The sequence below is a fragment of the Bradyrhizobium sp. CCGB01 genome (genome assembly GCF_024199795.1).
Lineage (GTDB): Bacteria > Pseudomonadota > Alphaproteobacteria > Rhizobiales > Xanthobacteraceae > Bradyrhizobium.
Genome location: NZ_JANADK010000001.1, coordinates 8,720,747 through 8,740,808, shown reverse-complemented (window position 1 = coordinate 8,740,808; position 20,062 = coordinate 8,720,747). Strand labels below are relative to the sequence as shown.

The 20,062-nt window shown below is 64.8% G+C and carries 17 protein-coding genes; 8 read left to right on the top strand and 9 right to left on the bottom strand.

Annotated features, from left to right (window positions below; translation table 11 throughout):
- Positions 1 to 240: 240 nt before the first annotated feature.
- Genes NLM25_RS41130 through NLM25_RS41110 form a run of 5 tightly spaced genes read left to right on the top strand, consistent with a single transcriptional unit; the run spans position 241 to position 5,864 of the window.
- Entirely contained in the window at positions 241 to 2,031 is a 1,791-nt protein-coding gene (locus tag NLM25_RS41130; protein WP_254123590.1) for a peptide ABC transporter substrate-binding protein, read from the top strand.
- Between the two features lie 30 nt (positions 2,032 to 2,061).
- A complete protein-coding gene (locus NLM25_RS41125; RefSeq protein WP_254123589.1) occupies positions 2,062 to 3,021 on the top strand; it encodes an ABC transporter permease in 960 nt (319 codons plus the stop codon).
- On the top strand, positions 2,987 to 3,904 hold the full coding sequence (locus tag NLM25_RS41120) for an ABC transporter permease (RefSeq protein WP_254140706.1): 918 nt from the start codon (positions 2,987 to 2,989) through the stop codon (positions 3,902 to 3,904). The genes NLM25_RS41125 and NLM25_RS41120 overlap by 35 nt, the downstream gene beginning before the upstream one ends.
- On the top strand, positions 3,904 to 4,899 hold the full coding sequence (locus NLM25_RS41115; RefSeq protein WP_254140705.1) for an ABC transporter ATP-binding protein: 996 nt from the start codon (positions 3,904 to 3,906) through the stop codon (positions 4,897 to 4,899). Before NLM25_RS41120 ends, NLM25_RS41115 begins: the two co-directional genes overlap by 1 nt.
- Positions 4,896 to 5,864: an ABC transporter ATP-binding protein gene (locus NLM25_RS41110; RefSeq protein WP_254123584.1), complete on the top strand. Its 969-nt coding sequence runs from the start codon at positions 4,896 to 4,898 to the stop codon at positions 5,862 to 5,864. The genes NLM25_RS41115 and NLM25_RS41110 overlap by 4 nt, the downstream gene beginning before the upstream one ends.
- A 25-nt stretch (positions 5,865 to 5,889) precedes the next feature.
- On the opposite strand, the gene NLM25_RS41105 is transcribed toward NLM25_RS41110, so the two are convergent.
- From NLM25_RS41105 to NLM25_RS41090, 4 genes are all read right to left on the bottom strand, one after another.
- Positions 5,890 to 6,513: an HAD-IA family hydrolase gene (locus NLM25_RS41105; protein WP_254140704.1), complete on the bottom strand. Its 624-nt coding sequence runs from the start codon at positions 6,511 to 6,513 to the stop codon at positions 5,890 to 5,892.
- Positions 6,514 to 6,609: 96 nt separating this feature from the next.
- Positions 6,610 to 7,641 carry a helix-turn-helix domain-containing protein gene (locus NLM25_RS41100; RefSeq protein WP_254140703.1) on the bottom strand — a complete coding sequence of 344 codons (1,032 nt, stop codon included), beginning with the start codon at positions 7,639 to 7,641 and terminating at the stop codon, positions 6,610 to 6,612.
- A 178-nt stretch (positions 7,642 to 7,819) separates the two neighbouring features.
- Complete coding sequence (locus NLM25_RS41095; RefSeq protein ID WP_254140702.1) at positions 7,820 to 9,724, bottom strand: diguanylate cyclase domain-containing protein; 1,905 nt, start codon at positions 9,722 to 9,724, stop codon at positions 7,820 to 7,822.
- A 180-nt stretch (positions 9,725 to 9,904) separates the two neighbouring features.
- Positions 9,905 to 10,126, bottom strand: a complete 222-nt coding sequence (locus NLM25_RS41090) for a dodecin (RefSeq protein ID WP_254123576.1) — start codon at positions 10,124 to 10,126, stop codon at positions 9,905 to 9,907.
- A gap of 148 nt (positions 10,127 to 10,274) precedes the next feature.
- Between NLM25_RS41090 and NLM25_RS41085 the strand changes: the two genes are divergently transcribed.
- On the top strand, positions 10,275 to 11,156 hold the full coding sequence (locus NLM25_RS41085) for a DMT family transporter (protein WP_254140701.1): 882 nt from the start codon (positions 10,275 to 10,277) through the stop codon (positions 11,154 to 11,156).
- A gap of 5 nt (positions 11,157 to 11,161) precedes the next feature.
- Here NLM25_RS41085 and NLM25_RS41080 read toward each other — a convergent pair whose 3' ends face one another.
- On the bottom strand, positions 11,162 to 12,409 hold the full coding sequence (locus tag NLM25_RS41080; RefSeq protein ID WP_254140700.1) for a glycosyltransferase family 87 protein: 1,248 nt from the start codon (positions 12,407 to 12,409) through the stop codon (positions 11,162 to 11,164).
- A gap of 272 nt (positions 12,410 to 12,681) precedes the next feature.
- On the opposite strand from NLM25_RS41080, the gene NLM25_RS41075 reads away from it, so the two are divergent.
- Positions 12,682 to 13,683 carry a family 16 glycosylhydrolase gene (locus tag NLM25_RS41075; RefSeq protein ID WP_254140699.1) on the top strand — a complete coding sequence of 334 codons (1,002 nt, stop codon included), beginning with the start codon at positions 12,682 to 12,684 and terminating at the stop codon, positions 13,681 to 13,683.
- Positions 13,684 to 13,685: 2 nt separating this feature from the next.
- Positions 13,686 to 15,161 (top strand): GH1 family beta-glucosidase, encoded by a 1,476-nt coding sequence (locus tag NLM25_RS41070; protein ID WP_254140698.1) that lies wholly within the window; start codon positions 13,686 to 13,688, stop codon positions 15,159 to 15,161.
- A 660-nt stretch (positions 15,162 to 15,821) separates the two neighbouring features.
- Here NLM25_RS41070 and NLM25_RS41065 read toward each other — a convergent pair.
- The 4 genes from NLM25_RS41065 to NLM25_RS41050 all read right to left on the bottom strand — a co-directional run bounded on the left by NLM25_RS41065 (position 15,822) and on the right by NLM25_RS41050 (position 20,022).
- Entirely contained in the window at positions 15,822 to 16,151 is a 330-nt protein-coding gene (locus NLM25_RS41065; protein WP_254140697.1) for a hypothetical protein, read from the bottom strand.
- A gap of 183 nt (positions 16,152 to 16,334) precedes the next feature.
- Positions 16,335 to 16,892 carry an HNH endonuclease gene (locus NLM25_RS41060; protein ID WP_254123568.1) on the bottom strand — a complete coding sequence of 186 codons (558 nt, stop codon included), beginning with the start codon at positions 16,890 to 16,892 and terminating at the stop codon, positions 16,335 to 16,337.
- 222 nt (positions 16,893 to 17,114) lie between these two features.
- On the bottom strand, positions 17,115 to 18,092 hold the full coding sequence (locus NLM25_RS41055) for a peptidyl-alpha-hydroxyglycine alpha-amidating lyase family protein (protein WP_254140696.1): 978 nt from the start codon (positions 18,090 to 18,092) through the stop codon (positions 17,115 to 17,117).
- 130 nt (positions 18,093 to 18,222) lie between these two features.
- Positions 18,223 to 20,022 (bottom strand): NAD(P)/FAD-dependent oxidoreductase, encoded by a 1,800-nt coding sequence (locus NLM25_RS41050; RefSeq protein WP_254140695.1) that lies wholly within the window; start codon positions 20,020 to 20,022, stop codon positions 18,223 to 18,225.
- Between the last annotated feature and the right edge of the window lie 40 nt (positions 20,023 to 20,062).

Genomic DNA, 20,062 nt, shown 5'->3' with positions numbered 1-20,062 from the left:
TCTGATCCGGCGAACAAATTTTCCGCAGTGCAGCGCGAAATCCAGCGTGTTTTGACGCTGGATTGCCGAGCGGATGGGCTGCGAACGTTGCTTTTGCCCAACAGACAGTCAGAACACCGTTTGCATACACACGGTCGCAGTTGACGCGCGGCCCATTCGGTGTGCCATCTACCGCCAGCAAAACCCGGCGGCCGCGGCGCGGCTGCCTGCATCCATACGGGAACCAGACGGGGGACAACGATGCTGGATAAAGAACTGCGTTCGATGATCGGTCAGGTGAAGGATGGCCGGATGGACCGCCGCGCCTTCATCACGCGCATGGCCGCGGTCGGCCTCACGGCGCCGCTCGCCAACCAGATCCTCGCGCTTGGCGGCGTCGCCATGGCCGAGGGTGCCTCCACCTACAAGCCGACCAAGCGTGGCGGTGGTGGTGCGCTGAAGCTGTTGTGGTGGCAGGGACCGACCTTGCTCAATCCGCACTTCGCCACCGGCACCAAGGACCAGGACGGCGCGCGCCTGTTCTACGAGCCGCTCGCCTGTTGGGATCCCGACGGCAACATGAAGCTGGTTCTGGCCGCCGAAATTCCGTCGATCCAGAACGGCGGCCTCGCCGCCGACGGCAAGTCGGTGACCTGGAAGCTCAAGCCCGGCGTCAAATGGCATGACGGCGCGCCCTTCACGGCCGACGACGTCGTGTTCAACTGGGAATATGCCAAGGATCCGGCGACCTCCGCACTGACGATCGCGACGCTCCGCGAGATCACGGTCGAGAAGGTCGATGACCTCACGGTTCGGATCCTCTTCAACAAGCCGACGCCGTTCTGGGCCGACGCCTTTGTCGGGGCCCCCAACACCATCATCCCGAAACATCTGTTCAAGGACTATATGGGGTCCAAATCGCGGGAGGCGCCGACCAACCTCTCGCCGGTCGGTACCGGCCCCTACAAGTTCGTCGAGTTCAAGCCGGGCGATCTTGTCCGCGGCGTGATCAATCCCGATTACCACATGTCGAACCGCCCCTATTTCGATTCGATCGAGATGAAGGGCGGCGGCGATGCCGTTTCTGCCGCGCGCGCGGTGATCCAGACCGGCGAGTATGATTTCGGCTGGAACATCCAGGTCGAGGACGACGTCCTGCTGCGCCTGGAGAAGGGCGGCAAGGGCAAGACCGTCTACGCGGTCGGCGGCGACACCGAGTTCATCGCACTGAACTTCACCGACCCCAACACCGAGGTCGATGGCGAACGCTCGTCGATCAAGACCAAGCACCCGCTGTTTTCCGATCCGGCGGTGCGCAAGGCAATCTCGCTGCTGATCGATCGCGAGTCGGTCAAGAAGGCGATCTACGGCCGCGCCGGCCGCACCACCGCCAACTTCCTCAACGGTCCCGAAAAGTTCGTGTCCAAGAACACCTCGTGGGAATTCAGCGTGGAGAAGGCCTCGAAGATCCTCGACGATGCCGGCTGGAAGCCGGGCGCCGACGGCATCCGCGAGAAGGACGGCAAGAAGCTGAAGCTCCTCTACCAGACCTCGATCAACGGCCCGCGCCAGAAGACGCAGGCGATCGTCAAGCAGGCCTGCCAGAAGGCGGGGATCGACGTCGAGCTGAAATCGGTCGTCGCCTCCGTGTTCTTCTCCTCCGACGTCGGCAATCCCGACACCTATTCCAAGTTCTACGCCGACATGGAGATGTTCCAGATCCCGCTGAGCCAGCCCGATCCGTCGCAGCACATGCGCCGCTATCTCTCGACCCTGGTCGCCACCAAGGAGAACAAGTGGCAGGGCACCAACTTCCCGCGCTGGGTCAACAAGGAGTACGACGCGACCATCCAGGCTGCGGACGGCGAGATGGATCCGGTCAAGCGTGCCGCGCTCTACATCAAGGCCAACGACCTCATGTACCAGGACACCGTGTTCATTCCGGTGCAACACCGCCTGAAGGTCGAGGCGGCCGCCAACAATCTGCGGCCGGTCGTTTCCGGTTGGGCCAACGAGACCGACAATCTCTTCGACTGGTACCGGGAGGAATGATCACGCAGGCCTGAATCGGGATCGTTCGTTATGAGTCAGTATGTCCTGCGTCGTCTGCTGATCGCCGTTCCGAGTCTGCTCGGCATCTCCCTGGTGCTGTTCGTCGTGCTTGCCCTGGCGCCCGGCGATCCCTTCTCGGAACTGGCGACCAATCCGAACGTACCGCCCGAAGTCGCTCTCGCGCTTCGGGCGAAGTTCGGCCTCGACGATCCGATCTACCTCCGCTACCTGCACTGGCTCAACGCCATGCTGCACGGCGACTGGGGCTTCTCCTTCGTCAGCCGGATGAACGTCGATACGCTGATCCTCCAGCGCCTGCCGGCGACGCTCTACGTGATCGGCTCGGCGCAGATCCTGGCGCTCCTGGTTGCGATCCCGGTCGGGGTCTATGCGGCGACAAAGCCCTATTCGCTGTTCGACCAGATCGCCAACACGCTCGCCTTCGTCGGCTTCTCGCTGCCGACCTTCTTCACCGGCATCCTGTTCATCCTGATCTTCTCGGTCACGCTGGACTGGCTGCCTTTCGTCTATACGACCGACATCAAGGGCACCGGCATCCATTGGGTGCTGGAGATGATCCGGCAGGCGATCATGCCGGTGGCGGTGCTCGGCCTGTTCCAGGCGGCGTCGATGACGCGCTTCGTGCGTTCGGCGATGCTCGACGTGATCCGGCTCGATTACGTCACCACGGCGCGGGCCAAGGGGCTCGGGCAGGCCAAGGTCATCGTCAAGCACGTCATGCGCAACGCCATGATCCCGGTGGTGACGCTGATCGCGCTGCAGATGCCGGCCGTGTTCGGCGGCGCCATCGTCACCGAGCAGATATTCCGGATCCCCGGCATCGGCTCGCTGCTGATCTCCTCCATCCTTTCCAACGACACGCCGGTGGTGATGGCCGTCACCTTCGTCTTCGCGTGCCTCGTCGTGCTGTTCAATCTCATCGCGGACGTCCTTTATGGCTGGCTTGACCCTCGCATCTCCCTCCGCTGAGCGGCGCGTCTACTCGCCCTGGCGCGAGATGTGGCGGCGCTACAGCCGCCACAAGCTCGCCGTGGTCAGTGCGTTTCTGCTCCTCATTCTGATCCTGGCGGTGGTCGCCGGCCCCTTCGTCTGGCGGGTCAAGATCGACGACATCGATATCGTGGCGGGCATGCAGGGGCCGTCGCTTGCCCATCCCTTCGGCACCGACGATCTCGGGCAGGACATCCTTGCCCGCATGATCTATGGCGGGCGCATCTCGCTTGCGGTCGGCCTTGCCGCGATGCTGGTCTCGGTCTTCATCGGTGTGCTGATCGGCGCGCTCGCCGGCATGTCGCGCGGCGCGCTCGGCCACGGCCTGATGTGGCTCACCGACCTCTTCCTGTCCCCGCCGCAACTGCCGCTGCTGCTGCTGCTGATCTATCTGTTCCGCGACGGGCTGAAGCAGATGTTCGGTCCCGAGGGCGGCATCTTCATCCTGATCGTGCTCGTGATCGGCGGCTTGCGCTGGATGCCGGTCGCGCGGCTGGTGCGCGCGCAGTTCCTGTCGATCCGCGAGAAGGAGTTCGTCGAGGCCGCCCGTGCGCTCGGCGCAAGTCCGGTGCGCCAGGTGGTGCGGCACATCCTGCCCAATGCGCTCGGTCCGGTGATCATCGCCGGCACCATCGACGTCGCTGCCGCCATCATCGCGGAATCGACGCTGTCCTTCCTCGGCCTCGGCTTCCCGCCGGATACTCCGACCTGGGGGCGGCTGTTGTTCGACGCCAAGGATTTCCTCGATATCGGCCCGCACTGGGCGCTGTTCCCGGGCGGCGCGATCTTCATCGCGGTGGTCGCCATCAATTTCATCGGCGACGGCTTGCGTGACGCGCTCGATGCGCGACGGGTGATCTGATGGCGCCGCTGCTGGAAATCAAAGGGCTGAAAACCCACTTCTCGACCGACGACGGCATCCTGCAGGCCGTCGACGGTGTCGACATCTCCATCAACAAGGGCGAGACGCTCTGCGTCGTCGGGGAATCCGGCTGCGGCAAGACCGTGACCGCGATGTCGATCCTGAAGCTGATCGCGATGCCTCCGGGCCGCATCGCGGCGGGCCAGATCATCTTCGAGGGCCGCGATCTCGTGCCGCTGACGAGCAGTCAGCTCGACGAGATCAGGGCCAAGGAGATCGGCTTCATCTTCCAGGAGCCGATGACCTCGCTCAATCCGGTGCTCACCGTCGGCGAGCAGATCGCCGAGAGCCTGCGCCGGCATGAAGCGGTGACGAAGAAGCAGGCGCTCGAGCGCACCATCGAGATGCTGAAGCTGGTGCAGATCCCCAACGCCGAAGGCCGCGTGCACAACTATCCGCACCAGTTCTCCGGCGGCATGCGCCAGCGCGTGATGATCGCGATGGCGCTCGCCTGCAGGCCGAAGCTGATCATCGCCGACGAGCCGACCACCGCGCTCGACGTCACCATCCAGGCGCAGATCCTCGACCTCTTGCAGGACATGAAGGAACGCTTCGGCATGGCGGTGATGCTGATCACCCACGCCATGGGCGTCGTCGCCGAGACCGCGCAGCGCGTCGTCGTGATGTATGCCGGCAAGGTGGTGGAGGAAGCTCCCGTCGAGGATCTCTTCGGCGATCCCCGTCATCCCTATACGCAGGGCCTGATCCGCTCGATCCCGCGCATCGATCTCGACAGCGAGCACAAGACAAGGCTCGAAGCCATCGGCGGCTCGGTGCCGATCCTGATCAATCCGCCGGTCGGCTGCCGCTTCGCTCCGCGCTGCAAGTTCGCCATGAACGTCTGCACCGAGAAGGAGCCGCTGCTGCGCGAGATCGCGCCCGGCCACCGTATGGCCTGTCATCTGGGAGATACGCAGTTGGGAGGCACGGCATGACCGAGCCCTTGCTCCGCGTCAGCGGCCTGAAGAAATATTTCCCCGTGCTCGGCGGTCTGTTGTCGCGCCAGGTCGGCAGCGTCTATGCGGTCGACGGGGTCTCGTTCTCGGTCAACCGCGGCGAGACGCTGGGTCTCGTCGGCGAGTCCGGTTGCGGCAAATCCACGACGGGGCGCTGCGTGCTGCGCCTGATCGAGCCGACCGACGGCGAGGTCGTGTTCGACGGCCAGGACGTGCGCCAGCTCGGTGGCAACGATTTGCGCGCGATGCGGCGGAACATGCAGCTCGTGTTCCAGGACCCGTTCGCCTCGCTCAATCCGCGCATGACGGTCGGCGCGATCCTCGGCGAGGCCTTCACCATCCACAATCTCGCGTCTTCGGCCAAGGAGCGCGAGGAGCGCGTCGCGGGCCTCCTGGTGAAAGTCGGACTCAAGGCCGAGCACATGCGCCGCTATCCGCATGAGTTCTCCGGCGGCCAGCGCCAGCGCATCGTGATCGCGCGCGCGCTCGCGGTCGAGCCGAAGCTGATCGTCTGCGACGAGCCGGTGTCCGCGCTCGACGTGTCGATCCAGGCGCAGGTCATCAATTTGCTGGAGGATCTCCAGGCCGAGCTGAACCTCACCTATCTGTTCGTCGCGCACGACCTGTCGGTGGTCGAGCACATCTCCGACCGCGTCGCCGTGATGTATCTCGGCCGCATCGTCGAGCTGGCGAAAGCGAGCGATCTCTACCGCAATCCGCAGCATCCCTACACCAGGGCGCTGCTGTCGGCGGTGCCGGTGCCCGATCCCAAGCTCAAGCGCGAACGCATTCGCCTCAAGGGCGACGTGCCGAGCCCGATGAAGCCGCCGTCCGGCTGCCACTTCCACACCCGCTGTCCGATCGCCCAGCCGCGGTGTTCGGAAAGCGCGCCGGAGCTGAAGGAAGGCGCGGGCGGACACTTCGTGGCGTGTCATCTGGCCTGATGCCGGCGAAAAACGGAGCGCGTATTCACCCGGCCGCAAGCAGGCCGCGCTCCGAAAGAGCCTGTCTGAAAGTCGCCGCCGAGCTGTGGTGATGCGCAAAGAGGCCCGCCTCGCGCGCGCCGGCGACATTCGCCGCGAGATCGTCGACGAACAGGGCGGTTTCAGGCTTCACGTTGAGCTCCGACAGGCAGAGGCGGAAGCAGCGCGGATCCGGCTTCGCAGTCTTGAACTGGGCCGACGTGTAGATTTTGGAGCCGAACAGCGGTCGCAATTCCGGCAGCAGGGTGTCGATGTGATCGGCGACCAGCGTGGTGTTGTTGGTCAGGATCGCAATTTCGACGGTCCGGCGCAGCTGCCCGGCAATCTCCAGCATCGCGCGATCGGCTTGCATCGACCGGCGTCGCGCCTCGACCCACTCGTCGAGCGACAGCGGATAGCCGATGCGTTCGCCGAAACCCCGCAGATAGTCTTCGGCATCGAGCGCGCCGGAATCGCCGAGTTGTTCGAATCCGCTGTCCCAGATCGCGTTGTGAACGAACTCGTTGCTGGTCCCGGCAAGCTCGGCGAGACGCGCAACGCGCTTCCCCCTGTCGTAGTCGCAGAGGACGTTGTCCATGTCGAACAGGACGAGCTTGATTTCGTCAGTCACGCCGAGGCTCTCAATCTGGCCGCAACATTTCGGCCGTGATCAGAGTCATATCCTGCCGGGGCGCAGGCGACAAACCGGACGCGGCGCCGGCGTCTCTTACGGCTGCGACGTGCGGCGTCGGGCCAATTGGTGCAGTACCGTGTCGATGGCGGGGATCGCTCCGGTCTCGCGGAGCCATGTCTCGGCCATTTCCCTCAATTCGCCTGGTGTCACGCCGAACTTGCGGCGGAATGCGCGGATGAAGGTGGAGTCGCTGCTGAAGCGCATGCCGACGGCAAGGTCGATCAGGCGGTCGTCCTGTGTAGCCGGCGAGAGCAGTCCTCGGAACGCAAGATTGAGCCGTTGCTCACGCACGTAGTGCGCAAGCCCGCCATCGGCCTCGAACAGCCGGTAGAGCGTCGCGCGCGAGATCTGGAAGTGGCGGCAAAGCTCTTCGACGGAGAGGGCGTCGGTCTCGAGATTCTGCGCGATGTGGCGCTTGATCATCGCGAGATAAAGATGCCGTTCGGCCCGTTCGACGCCCGCCGCAATGTCGGCCGTCCCGCCGGCGGCCGCGGCGACGATGTCGGCGATCGCCTCGATCGTGGCCTCGGTGCTGCCGGCTTCAGGCTCCGGGGGCAGCCCGAGCGCCGCGTAGTGGCTGGCGAGGAGCCGCGCGTGAGGGTGGTCCGACGGCAGCAGGGTTGCCGTCGCCGAATCCGGATGTGCGAGCCGGGGCGCGAGCATCGCGCGTTGCAGGATGATGACCATCAGGCGGGTGCGGCCGGATCCGGCGCGCAGCACGGTCCGGTTTGGCTGCGCCATGTCGATGAGGACGATGTCGCCCGGCCGCAGCGTCACCTCGCGCCGGCCGGAGCTGAACTGCATCCCGCCCTCGACACACAGGGTGATCTGAAAGTGATCCATCGCGCCGCGGGCGACGTGCGCGGGTGTCCGGTCGTATTCCTGATCGGTGGCGCGCGTGTCGACCAGCAACGCATTGCCGGTCATCGTCGTCACGCTGGTGACATGGAAGTCGTCCTCCGCGGTGAGCGGAATGACGTCGCAGATGTCGGCCGTCATGGCGCGCAACTGATTTAGCGCGTGCGGCCCGCGCCCGGGAATGTCCGCCAGAATGCTCTCGTTCACGGCCGTCTCGTCTGCATCACCCCACGACGAGGCTGGACCGCATGGACTCGATAGTCGAAGACCGGCGGCACACCAACATCGCTCCGGCATGTAGCCATTCCGAAATCAGTGCGCAAGCGATGGTGGACGAGGCTGCCGGCCGGATCTGGCGTGCGCCGCCTGGTGAGCGGTCGATTTCTCACGCGCTCTTCGCGGGCCAGGCTACGACCTGTCCCGACATCACCAGACGGTCGCGGCCGCTGTCCTTGGCGGCGTAGAGCGCGCGGTCGGCGCCAGCGACCAGCGTGTTGCAGTCCAGCACGGTCTGAGACGGAAGACTCGTCGCAGCGCCGATGCTTGCCGTCACCAGCCGGGAGGGCGGATTTTGGGCATGCAGCATGGCGAGATCGTGCAATGCCTGGCGAATCCCTTCGCCAACCTCGGCGCAGCCATCCGGGCCGGTGTTCGGCAACAGGACGGCGAATTCCTCCCCGCCGTAGCGCGCCGCGAGGTCCGCCGGGCGCCTGGCCTGCGCGGACAGGATCCGGCCGAGAGCGCGCAGGCACCCGTCGCCCGCCTGATGTCCGTAATGGTCGTTGAACTTCTTGAAATGATCGACATCGATCAACAGGAGCGAGACCGGTGTGCCGTCGCGCCGGGCGCGCGCCCATTCCTCCGCGAGGCGCTCATCGAACGCCCGGCGGTTGGCAAGGCCGGTCAGGCCATCGGTGGTTGCGAGCGAAGCGAGCTTGTCCTGCAGGTCCTTCTGCTCGGTCATGTCGCGCACGACGGCGACGACACCGTCGACCTCGCCGCTGTCGGAGGCGCGGGTCACGTGCAAGGCCGCCTCGGCCCAGATATCGCCCTTGTCGCGATGGCGCTGGCGATAGACGAACCGCGCTTCCTCGGCCTCGCCGTTCTTCAACGCGATGATGGCCTGCTCGACCCGCTCCATGTCGTCCGCATGGATGCCGGCCACCGCCGACGTGCCGAGCAGTTCGTCGGGAGACCAGCCGATGATGCGCGCGCACGAGGGAGAGACGTAGAGCAGCCGGTTATCCAGCCCGATCCGGGATACCATATCGCTGGATTGCTCGGCGAGCAGGCGGAAATGGGCTTCCGTCGCAACCAGGGCCTGCGCCATTCGCTGCCGTTGCCAGAGCTGGCGGACCAGGTAGAAGCCGATCACCGCGATCAGCCCGACGAGGCCGAGCACGAAGGTCGTGCGTGCGGTCGCCGCGCGTCGCCAGGGCGCCAGCACGTCGTCCTGCGACTTGCTCGCCAGCACCATCAGCGGATAGCGGCTGCTGCGCTGGTAGTAGCTCAGCCGCTGCACGCCATCGAGCGGTGATTTGAAGTAGTAGACCGCGGCCGCCGGACGGCTTTCCCAATCCTTGAACAGCGGCGCATTGGACAGGTCGCGGCCGACGAAGGCGCTGCTCTCGTCGTGGCTGCGCGCCAGCATGATACCGGCGTTGGTGAGCAGCGACGCCGAGCCGTTCGGCCCGAAGTCGAAGCGCTCGTAGAACCTGGCGAAGTAGCTCACGTCGAGCGTAAGCAGGACAACGCCGGCGAAGCCGCCGTCGGAATCGTTGATCCGGCGGGACGCCGTGATGATCCATTGGCCCCCGGCACGGCTCTTGATCGGCGGTCCGATCAGCGTGCCCGTCTCCCTGGAGTCGCGATGGCGCCGGAAATATTCGCGGTCGCTGTTGTTGAGCTTGGAGAAGTCGAGCCGCTCGGTCGTGGCAAGCCAGCGACCCGTGGCGTCATAGACGAAGATGCCGCGGATGCGGTCCGATGATTTGCGGGTCGGCAGATAGGTCTGGAGCTTTGAGATCGTGTCCGGGCCCATTCCGTCGAGTTCGAGCCGATGAACCAGTCCGACCAGGATCGTATCGGCGAGCTCGAATGTGTCGTCCGCGTGCTGGACCAGCGAATGCGCGAGGTTGGCGACGTCGACCTCGGCGTTCCTGAGATCGGCATCGTGCGATTCCCATTCGCGCCAGACGCTCAGGCCGAGGATGGCCACGCAGATCAGCACGACGAATCCCGCCGCCCAGAGCGGAAGGCGGGTCTTGCCGAGTTCGCGGCTCGTGACCATCGGGCTTGCTCCAAATCGGCGCAAACCTCTCACTTTGGTCTTAACGGCCTGTTGCAACTTCCGCGATGATTTTGCGCGTCCATAGTCCGCCGGAGGAGGTCGTCGATATTTGAGCGACTCCCGTCGTCGAACGTTAACCACGCCGCCGCGGCATGACGGTTTCGCGCGCCGTCCGCGGAGTTAGTCCACCAGCGTGAAGCCGACGCGTAGCGTCACTTGGTAGTGGCGGACGGCGCCATTTTCGATGTGGCCGCGGGTCTGCACCACCTCGAACCATTTCATCTCGCGAACGGTCTTGGCGGCGCGGCTGATCGCGTTCTTGATCGCATCCTCGATGGACGTCTCGGATGATCCGACCAGCTCCAGGATCTTGTAGACATGATCCGTCTCGGCTGTGGCCATGGTGCGTCTCCCTCGTTTGCGTTGCGGCACGACTGCCGCCCGCGCTCCCATCTGAACGGGTACCGGCGTTCCGGGTTCCATCATCCGCCATAACCCGCATGCGCCAGCCGAGGTGGAGTGTGCCGCACGCGCCTGCTAAGCGCTATCCATGGATTCGGCCCGCCGCGACAGGATGATCGGTTCTCTGTGCCTCGGCGTGACGGCGTTCGGCTGGGCGCTGAACTGGCCGCTGATGAAGCTGCTGCTCCAGCAATGGCCGCCGCTATTCGCGCGCGGGCTGGCCGGCGTGTGCGCCTCGCTCATTCTCGGCATGCTGGCATTGAGCAGGAAGGAATCGTTCGCCGTTCCGCGCGAGGCGGTTCCGCGGCTGCTGTTTGCGACCCTCACCAACGTCTTTGCCTGGATGGGGCTCGGCACGGTCGCGATGAAATATGTGTCCGTGAGCGAGGGGGCTCTGCTCGCCTATACGATGCCGATCTGGGCCATGCTGTTCGCCTGGCCGGTGCTGCGCACGCGGCCGACCATGCGGGATCTCCTGGGTCTCGTCCTCGGTGTCGCCGGCGTCGCGCTGCTCCTCGGGGGCAACGGCTTTGCGTTCGGCGCCGACAAGCTGCTCGGCATTGCGCTCGCACTGCTCTGCGCCATCCTGTTCGCGCTCGGCAATGTGCTCAACCGCAAGCCGCTGCCGATGCCACCGCTCGTGGTCGTCGCCTGGCAGGTTGGACTCGGTTGCGCCACGATGCTGGTCCTCGGCGTCCTGTTCGAGCATCCTGATATCACCGCGATCACCCCGCTGGGACTCGGCTGCTTCGTCTATATGACGCTGGTCCCGATGGGCGTCTGTTACGTCACCTGGTTCGAGACACTGCGCCGGCTGCCGCCGACCTCGGCATCGACCGGCATGCTGATCGTCCCCGTGATCGGCGTGATCTCCGCCGCGATCATCCTGGGCGAACCGCTGGGCCTGCGCGAATGGGGGGCGATGGCGCTCACGCTCGGCGGCGTGACGCTGGCGTTGCAACGGGCGTAGAGAGCCTATTCGGCAGCCTGCGGCAGCGCAGGCGCCGGCTGCGTCCCGCGCCACAGCAGCCGCAGCAGCACGGCCAGGAGCGCCATCAGGGCAAAGCCGCCCAGGGCGGGCGCGAAATGTTGATCGGGATCGGCCTTCGGCCCGAACTGCACCGCGAGCCGCGCCGACTGCAACAGCCCATAGGCTCCGGCGAACAGGATCAGCCCGTAGATCACGCTACGCTCGCGCGGACCCGCCATCCTGGCGAGATCGGGCAGCATCAGGGCCAGACCGATCCCGAGCATCGGCAGATCGTAATCATATGCATAGGGGCTGATCATCACGGAGACCATCACGGCGGCACCGAGCGTGAAGGCCGGTGCGGCGCCGCGCACCACGCCGAGAAGGACGGCGGACAAGGCCAGCCCGGCAACGGCCGTCTGTCCCCAGAAGGCGGTGCTGGCGGGAAGGCCGGCCTTGTACAGCGCCGCATAGGCCGAGATCATGCGAAAGAGCGGATAGAAGCCCTGCTCGAGATAGCTAGCCGATTCCCTGATCGCACCGAGCCACGCGAACCAGATCTGCCATCCGAAGAGGAGCGTGCAGAGCAGCGAGCTCACCAGGACGACGGCCGCGGCCGTTCCGAGCGCAATCCAGCGCCGCGTCACCAGCAGATAGATGCCGGCGGCAATCGCAAGGTGCGGCTTGATCACCATGGCGCCGAGCGCGAGGCCGGCCAGCAGCTGCCGCCGCTCCACGTTGAGACAAACGAGCCCGATCAGCGCCCCCGTCAGAAACCCGTTCTGCCCGCAACCGATGGTGATCGCCATCGCGGGAAACAGGATCACCAGCACCTGCGCGAAATTCCGGCCGGCGATCGCGCGAAGCGTCACGAGATAGAGTGCGAGCGTCGCGGCGGTGAACAGGAGATAGCCGACGCCGACCGGCAGGAATGCGAACGGCGCGAGCAGGAGGTCGTATTGCGGCGGATAGGTCCAGGGCATGAAGCCGGTGGCGCCGCCGGCGGCCTCCATCTGCATCTTCAGCAGGGCATCGAAATGATAGACCTGGTCGAGATCGCCGCGCCAGACGTGCTGCGCGACAATGTGGAAGGCATCGAAGTCGGCGAGCTCGCGTTCCGTCCAGCCGCCGGAGCGTGCGAACCAGAAGGACTTGAAGACGGCGATCGCCGCCAGCGCCGCCAGCACGAAGCGGACATAGGCAGTCCGCTTCGACGGCGAGGACTGAACCGCTTCCAGCGTCTCGGCAAACATGAGCGGCGACCTTGGACCTGATGGATCGGCGGCTGGACGGGCAGCGCCGCGGATCCCGGCCAAACTGCCATCGGAGGCTTAAGGGACGGTAACGAATGCGGAAGGATTTTGGCGCCGGCGCCTCTCTGGCGCGGCTGGAGCGCGAGGAACTGGGCCCGGTCAGCCGCGAAATGACCTTTTCGAAATCGCCCGCCGGCATCAGGTGGCCGCGCTTGCCCGCTCGAAGACAGCCGAGCTAACCTGCCCATATCCTGCGATGTCTATGTGCGGTGATGATCGACAGTTGGACGAAGGGCGCCCTGGTTGCGATCGGCCTGTCTGCCGTGCCCGCGCCGGGCGTTGCGCAGGACGGCCTCGATGGTGCGCCCGGCACGATGTCGCTGCAAGTGACCACCGATCCCTCCATGATCGAGTGCCGCAAGCTGGCGACGGTCAATCCCGCCTTGCTCGAGTTCCGGCCGCTGCGCCGGACCTTCAACGAGGATTTTGACGAGCATCCGCTTGCGACGGGACGCTGGGTGCCGCATTACGCCGGCGGTGCGGCGTGGCCGGAGGCGCGCTATTGGGGCGGCGACGGCTCCGACTTCAAGCGCAAGACCAGCGCCAATGGGGAGCAGCAGATCTATGTCGATCCCCGCTATGCCGGCCGTGCGGCGACGCCGCTTGGGCTCGATCCGTTCAAGGTGAAGGACGGCGTGCTCTCGATCATCGCGAGCCGCACGCCGCCGGAACTGAAGTCGGTCCTGTTCAACAACGAGTACATCTCGGGGATCCTGACGACCCAGGGCACGTTTGCGCAGAAGCATGGCTATTTCGAAATCCGCGCCAAGGTGCCGGTCGGCCATGCGGTCTGGCCGGCGTTCTGGATGCTGGCGGATGACGGCGGCTGGCCGCCGGAGGTCGACGTGCTGGAAGGCCGCGGCGAGCGGCCCGGCGATCTCGTGATGACCACGCATTGGCGGATTCCGTCGACCCAGAAGATCCAGTCCTGCGGCTTCGACTACGCGGTCGGCGACGCCTCCAGCGCGTTCCACAATTACGGTGTGCTGTGGGAGGAAGATCGCCTGGTCTACTTCATCGACCGCAAGCCGGTCTCCGACATCAAGGTGCCGATCGGCTTCGACGATCCCATGTACATGATCGTCAATCTCGCGATCGGATCGAAGTTCTTTCTCGGCGTTGGTCCGGTCGATGCGGAATCGCCACCGAGCGTCGCATTCGAGATCGACCGGATTTCCGCCTATCAGATCGACATGGAGCAGGCTCGGAGATAGCGATGTCAGCTGATGTCTCGCGGCGCGATCTTGCCAGGCTCGCGGGCGTCGCCGCGCTTGGCGCAGCGGCGGGTTCGAACGCTGCAGCGAAGGCTGCGGAGAATGAAACGCCGGCATCGGCCGACCGCCACGCCCCCTTCCCGAAGGATTTTCTCTGGGGGACGGCGACCTCGTCCTACCAGATCGAGGGCGCCGTCGACGAGGATGGTCGCGGCAAGTCGATCTGGGATATCTTCAGCCACACGCCCGGCAAGATCGAGGACGGCTCGACCGGCGACCGCGCCAACGAGCACTATCATCGCTACAAGGACGACGTCGCGCTGATCAAGGCGATCGGCGTCAAGGCGTACCGCTTTTCGATCGCATGGCCACGGGTGTTTCCGGACGGTTCCGGCCAGCCCAATCCCAAAGGGATCGACTTCTACGACCGCCTCGTCGACGAGCTGCTCGCGAATGGCATCACCCCCTATGCGACGCTCTATCATTGGGACCTGCCGCAGACGCTGCAGGACCGTGTCGGCGGTTGGCAGTCGAGCGACACATCGAAAGCCTTTGCCGATTACGCGGCGTACGTCGCGGGCCGCCTGACCGACCGCGTGAAGAACATTTTTACCGTGAACGAAGTCGGTCGCTTCGTGAATTTCGGCTATGGCTGGGGCATCGACGCGCCCGGTCTCAAGCTGCCCGCGGCGCAGCTCAACCAGGCCCGCCATCACGTCGCACTGGCGCACGGGCTCGCGGTGCAGGCGATCCGCGCCTCCGGCCGAGCCGGCACCCGTGTGGGCGCCGCCGAGAACATTGCGGCCTGCGTGCCGGCGATCGCGACGCCCGAAAACATTCGCGCTGCCGAGATCGCGACGCGCGAACTCAACGCCGGCTTTCTCGGCGTGGTGCTGGAAGGCAAGTACACCGACGGCTTCCTCGCCTATGCCGGGGCGGATGCGCCGAAATTCACGCCGGAGGAATTGAAGATCATCGGCACGTCGAACGATTTCGTCGGCCTCAACATCTACGCGCCGCAATATTACGTGACCGCGTCCGACCGCGCGCCAGGCTTCCGCGTGCTGCCGTTCCCGACCTCGTTCCCGCATATGAACTCGGAATGGCTGCGGGTCGGCCCGGAAGTGATCTACTGGGCCCCACGCCTTGCCGCGAAAATCTGGAACATCGAGAACATCTACATCAGCGAGAACGGCACCTCGTCCGAAGACAAGATCGCCGTCGACGGCCAGGTCTACGACCTCGACCGCATCATGTTCCTGCGCAACTACCTGACCCAGATGCAGCGCGCGATCGCCGAGGGCGTGCCGATCCGCGGCTATTTCCTGTGGAGCCTGATGGACAATTTCGAGTGGATCTTCGGCTACGGCAAGCGCTTCGGCCTCTACCGGGTCGACTTCGAGACCCAGGCGAGGCTGCCGAAGCTGAGCGCAGCGTTCTATCGCGACGTGGTGGCAAGGAACGCGATCGGGGTGTGAGGCGCGTCGGCGTCCCGATCATCCGACGTCTCAGAAGCGACGTTGAGACAAGTTGCCGGGAGTCCGGCTACCACCGATAGCCGTCATGACCAAAGGATAAGCATGTTTCGGCTGAAGATCGGCGGCCCGCGTCGCTCCCGGCAGATTTATGGGTTCACGGCCTAACAGACCCTCACTGTCACATAGCTATAACCGTTCCATTGTTGCTGGTAACAAGATGAACCATACGCAGCCGCGGCTCCCAGCGCGGCGCCTGTTGCTACACCAGCCGCGGCAGCTCCCCAACCAGGACCGTAATAGCCTCCGCGATAGCCGCCACGGTAATAGCGACCGCCTCCGGCCCAACGTGTCCCTCCACCGTGCCAGCGCGCACCGCCACCGTGGAAGTGTGCACCGCCTCCATGGAAACGTGCGCCACCTCCGTGGAAATGGGCACCGCCTCCGCGCCCACCACGGGCGTCAGCCATGCTAGGCACAACGGTTGCTGCGGCAGCGACGAAGCTGATTGCTAAGAGAACTTTGGTCGGTCGCATTTGCACTCTCCACGATTACAACGACGGGTAATTCACTACGAAGCTCGATTGTTCCCTTGCGATCTAATACTCGGTTCACGCTGGTGACGCCCATCGTTAGCCCTGATCGCGCGATTGCAGGTCTCGATCACAACTTTCGGCCTGCGCTTGGAAACATGGTCGGTTGTAGCGACAACGGCCGGGCGTAGGCTTGCAGGCGGCTAGGGGCGACAGCGCGGGCGCGCTTCAGGACGGCCGGGCCGGGCGCCGGACGCCGCAAGAGGAGGACGATCGGCACGATGGCCAGCAGGGTCATCCCGAGCAGCCAGAAGCAGTCGCCGTAGGTCATCACCAGCGCGTGCCTCTGGATCTGTCCCGATGGTTGGGCAATTGCCGGCAGCTTCGCGGTCGCCGCGTCCACGCCCTGCGCCGCACCGTCGGCGACCAGCCGCGCCTGCCCGAGCAGGGAATTGGCCATCACCGATTCGCGGATGGTCGCCGAATGGAAGGCGCTGCGCTGGTCGATGAAGATTCCGCTCAGAAGAACGTCATCCCGCGTTTTCGCTCGGTCCTATGGTGTCGTTTTGGCAGATCACGCCGCAAAACGTGACGCACTTATGTGTGTTCTGACACTTTTATGAGGTGCACTGCCTCTGCGTCCCTACGGATCCAGCTCCGTATCCCAATACAGATAGTCCAGCCAGCTATCGTGCAGATAGTTCGGCGGGAACAGGCGGCCGTTGCGGTGGAGCTGGTGCACGGTCGGGGCGAAGGCGTGCTGGCGCGGAAACATCTTGGCTTGCGCCGGCGTGAGATTGCCCTTGCGCAGGTTACACGGCGAGCAAGCCGCGACCACGTTCTCCCAGGTGGTCTGGCCGCCTTTGCTGCGCGGGATGATGTGATCGAAGGTGAGGTCTTCGGGCGAGCCGCAATATTGGCAGTTGAAGCGGTCGCGCAGGAAGACGTTGAACCGGGTGAAGGCAGGATGGGTGGTCGGCTTGACGAAGGATTTGAGCGAGACGACGCTCGGCAGCTGCATTTGCAGCGTGGGACTGTGAACCGCCTGATCGTAATGTGCGACGATGTTGACGCGGTCGAGGAACACCGCCTTGATCGCGTCCTGCCACGACCAAAGAGACAGCGGGTAGTAACTCAGCGGCCGGAAGTCCGCATTCAGCACCAACACCGGCCAACTGCCTTGCGAGACATGTGCGTTCAAGTAACGCTCCCGGCCTCCAATATACGCTGCGAAGCAGCATGTACTGACATACTACATGCAGCGTGACGGGATTGTGAAGCCCGTTGAGCGACTTATTCAGGCTCAAGCAATGCGGCGGCGGGGTGGCAAAAGCGCTCAAAAACGCCGTGATTTGGGGACGAGGGCGACGCCGGGAGGCAGGCGGGGTCAACCCGACAGCGCATCGCGGCCTCGCCCGGCCAACTACTCCCGCACCCGCTCCAGCTTCTGCAAGCAGCGCGTGGCGCGCACCACGGCCGGCATCTCCTCGTCCCCGAAACTGGCCTTCCAGTTGGTGACGCCGACCTCGCCGACATAGATGTCACCCCTGGAGTCCAGCGCGAGGCCGTGCGGCGCCAGGAATTTGCCGCTGGCAACACCAGGCCCATTCTCGCCGCCGAGCCGCGCGATGCGGTTGCCCTTGGCGTCCACGATCGACAGCCGCGGGCCGAGATTGGGTACGTTGCGGTTGATATCGAGGCCCGGGCCGAGCTCGCCGATCACGAACGTCGGGCTCTTGCCGCCACCACAGCAGCACAGCGCGCAAGGGCGGTGAAGATTGTTCCACTGCGTCTGGTACTTGCCCTCGCCGTCGAACACCTGCACGCGGTGGTTCTCGCGGTCGGCGACATAGACAAATCCGTCGGCGTCGGTGGCGATGTTGTGCACGATGTTGAACTGCCCGGGGTCGGTGCCCGGCTCGCCCCAGCTCTTGAGCAGCTTGCCGTCCGGCGTGAACTTGTGCACGCGCGCATTGCCATAGCCGTCGGAGACGTAGATCTCGCCTTTCGGCGACAGCGCGGTGTGGGTGCAGCGATGGAAGGGATCGCCGCTCATGAACGGCGACGGCTTCTCGGGGATGCCGATCGTCAACAGCACCTTGCCGTCGGTGGTGCATTTGCGCACGGTGTGGTCGCCGTCATCGGTGCAATAGAGATTGTCGTCGGCGTCGATGTGCAGGCCGTGCGCACGCGAGAACAGCCCTTCGCCAAAGCTTCGGAGGAAATTCCCCTCGCGGTCGAGCACCACCATCGGATGGGCGCCGCGGTTGAAGACGTAGACGCGGTCCTTGCTGTCGACAGCGACCGAGGCGACGTCGGTGAGCTGCCAGCCGTCAGGCAGCTTTGCAAAATTTTCGACGACGCGGTAGCGATGCTCGCCGGCGCCGAGAATGGCTGGCATTGGTTTTTTCCTCTTCTTCGTTTCAGCGGCGCGATCGTCTTTACACTGTCATTGCGAGCGCAGCGAAGCAATCCAGACTGTCTTCGCGGAAAGATCCTGGATTATTTTGCTGCGCTCGCAACGACGAGGCTTAAGCGGTGCCCACCTCACGCCGCAAAATCCCTTCCTCGATCGCCTTGATCTGGAGCGCGAGATATTTCGAGTTGATCCGGCATTGCGCGAGGCTGCCGGCGATGAACCACAGGCCGGGCTGACTGGTGCGCGCATACATGTTGCGCAGCTCGAGGCCGTCGCCAAAGCCCCAGACCGGGCCGACGCGGTCGGCGACGCCGTCGCCGAACAGTTTTCGCACCAGATATTCCTGGGGCTTGTAGCCGGTCGAGAGCACGATGAGGTCGGCGGGGACGGTCGTGCCGTCCTTCATCCTCGCGCCTTCGGTAACGAAACCCTCGATGTCGGCGAACTGCCTGAGCTTGATCGCGCCTTCGACGATGAGGTTTGAGCAGCCGACGTTGAAGTAATAGCCACCGCCGCGGGTGAGGTATTTGAACTGCCAGCCGGTGCCGGCCTCGCCGAAGTCGAGCTTGAAGCCGACCTTGCGCAGGCCGTCGAGCAGCTCCTTGTCGAGCTCCTTCGACTGCTCGGTCAGCATCACATGGGTTTTCTTCGCCAGCGGCGTCGGCATCGAGGTCGCGATCAAATCGTTATCCTCGAGCGTGCCCTCGTTGTAGGTCGCATAAGCGAGCTGCGCGGACGGCTCGATATTGGTGACCAGCGTCGGCGACCGCTGCAGCAGCGTCACCGCGGCGCCGCTTGAGCAGAGATCCTGCGCGATGTCGTGGCCGCTGTTGCCGGTGCCGATGACGATGGCGCGCTTGCCCGTCCAGTTCTCGCCGTCCTCGTAGCGGCTGGAATGCAGCAGCGTGCCTTTGAAATTATCGAGGGTCGGAATATCAGGCACGTTGGCGATGCCGCTGACACCGGTCGCCATCACGACATGGCGCGGGTGCATGATGCGTTTGCTGCCGTCGGCGCGCCGCAACGTGACGGTCCAGTGGCCCTTCGCCTCGTCATAGGAGCCGCCCTCGAACTCGGTGCCGGTCCAGAAATCCAGCTCCATCGCGTCGACATAGGCTTCGAACCAGTTGGCGAGCTTGTCCTTCGGGATATAGGTCGGCCAGTTCGGCGGGAACGGCATGTAGGGCAAATGATTGACCTGCACCTGGTTGTGCAGGGTCAGCGCGTGATAGCGCTTGCGCCAATTGTCGCCGATCCGGCTCTCGCGATCGACGATCAGTGTGTCGATCTTCAATTGCTTCAGCCGTGCTGCAATCGCAAGGCCGGCCTGGCCGCCCCCGACGACCAGCACGGCAGGATCGCGATCGGCGTAGTCGCGCGATGCGTTGCGCAAATCGAGCCAGTTCGGCCCGCGGAAATCGCGTGAATAGGCCTGGCCCCGCGGCCGCGACGTGCCGAGCTGCTCCTCGAAGCCCTTGAGCTCGTCCAGCGTGGTGAGCAGCGTCCATGCCTTCAGGCGATCGCCGTCGGCGCTGTCTGGAACGAGTCGGACGATGCCGCTGCCGCGGCCGACCGCGGTCTCGAAATTGAAGATGGCCTCGATCGTGCTGGTGCCGGCGCGCGTGACCCAGCGCGGTGCCGCGCGGTTCGGCGCGATCGTGAAGCTGGTCGGCGCGGCCTTGGGCGCGAGCGCCGTCAGCGATCGTGCAATCTGATCGTGGCCCGCGATCGTTTGCAGGTTCCAGCTCAGCGCCAGCACGTCGCGCCAGAAACTGTCGGCGAGGAAGAGGTGGTCGAGTGCGGCCGGATCAGGCTTGCCAAGGGTGCTGCCAAGGGGGCTGCCAAGCGTGCGCTCGAACTCATCGAGCCAGGCCTGTGCAGAGACGGAAATATCCTTCGTCTTGTCCAGCATGCGCGACCTCGTGGCCGTCTTCGCGGCGTTTCCTCTGAGG

Bases quoted from the DNA above. Each gene is read 5' to 3' on its own strand.
- NLM25_RS41080 (WP_254140700.1), bottom strand. From the start codon at position 12,409: ATGTTTGCCGAGACGCTGGAAGCGGTTCAGTCCTCGCCGTCGAAGCGG.
- NLM25_RS41120 (WP_254140706.1), top strand. From the start codon at position 2,987: ATGGCTGGCTTGACCCTCGCATCTCCCTCCGCTGAGCGGCGCGTCTAC.
- NLM25_RS41075 (WP_254140699.1), top strand. From the start codon at position 12,682: ATGATCGACAGTTGGACGAAGGGCGCCCTGGTTGCGATCGGCCTGTCT.
- NLM25_RS41055 (WP_254140696.1), bottom strand. From the start codon at position 18,092: ATGCCAGCCATTCTCGGCGCCGGCGAGCATCGCTACCGCGTCGTCGAA.
- NLM25_RS41115 (WP_254140705.1), top strand. From the start codon at position 3,904: ATGGCGCCGCTGCTGGAAATCAAAGGGCTGAAAACCCACTTCTCGACC.
- NLM25_RS41085 (WP_254140701.1), top strand. From the start codon at position 10,275: ATGGATTCGGCCCGCCGCGACAGGATGATCGGTTCTCTGTGCCTCGGC.
- NLM25_RS41125 (WP_254123589.1), top strand. From the start codon at position 2,062: ATGAGTCAGTATGTCCTGCGTCGTCTGCTGATCGCCGTTCCGAGTCTG.
- NLM25_RS41095 (WP_254140702.1), bottom strand. From the start codon at position 9,724: ATGGTCACGAGCCGCGAACTCGGCAAGACCCGCCTTCCGCTCTGGGCG.
- NLM25_RS41110 (WP_254123584.1), top strand. From the start codon at position 4,896: ATGACCGAGCCCTTGCTCCGCGTCAGCGGCCTGAAGAAATATTTCCCC.
- NLM25_RS41070 (WP_254140698.1), top strand. From the start codon at position 13,686: ATGTCAGCTGATGTCTCGCGGCGCGATCTTGCCAGGCTCGCGGGCGTC.
- NLM25_RS41050 (WP_254140695.1), bottom strand. From the start codon at position 20,022: ATGCTGGACAAGACGAAGGATATTTCCGTCTCTGCACAGGCCTGGCTC.
- NLM25_RS41065 (WP_254140697.1), bottom strand. From the start codon at position 16,151: ATGGCCAATTCCCTGCTCGGGCAGGCGCGGCTGGTCGCCGACGGTGCG.
- NLM25_RS41090 (WP_254123576.1), bottom strand. From the start codon at position 10,126: ATGGCCACAGCCGAGACGGATCATGTCTACAAGATCCTGGAGCTGGTC.
- NLM25_RS41130 (WP_254123590.1), top strand. From the start codon at position 241: ATGCTGGATAAAGAACTGCGTTCGATGATCGGTCAGGTGAAGGATGGC.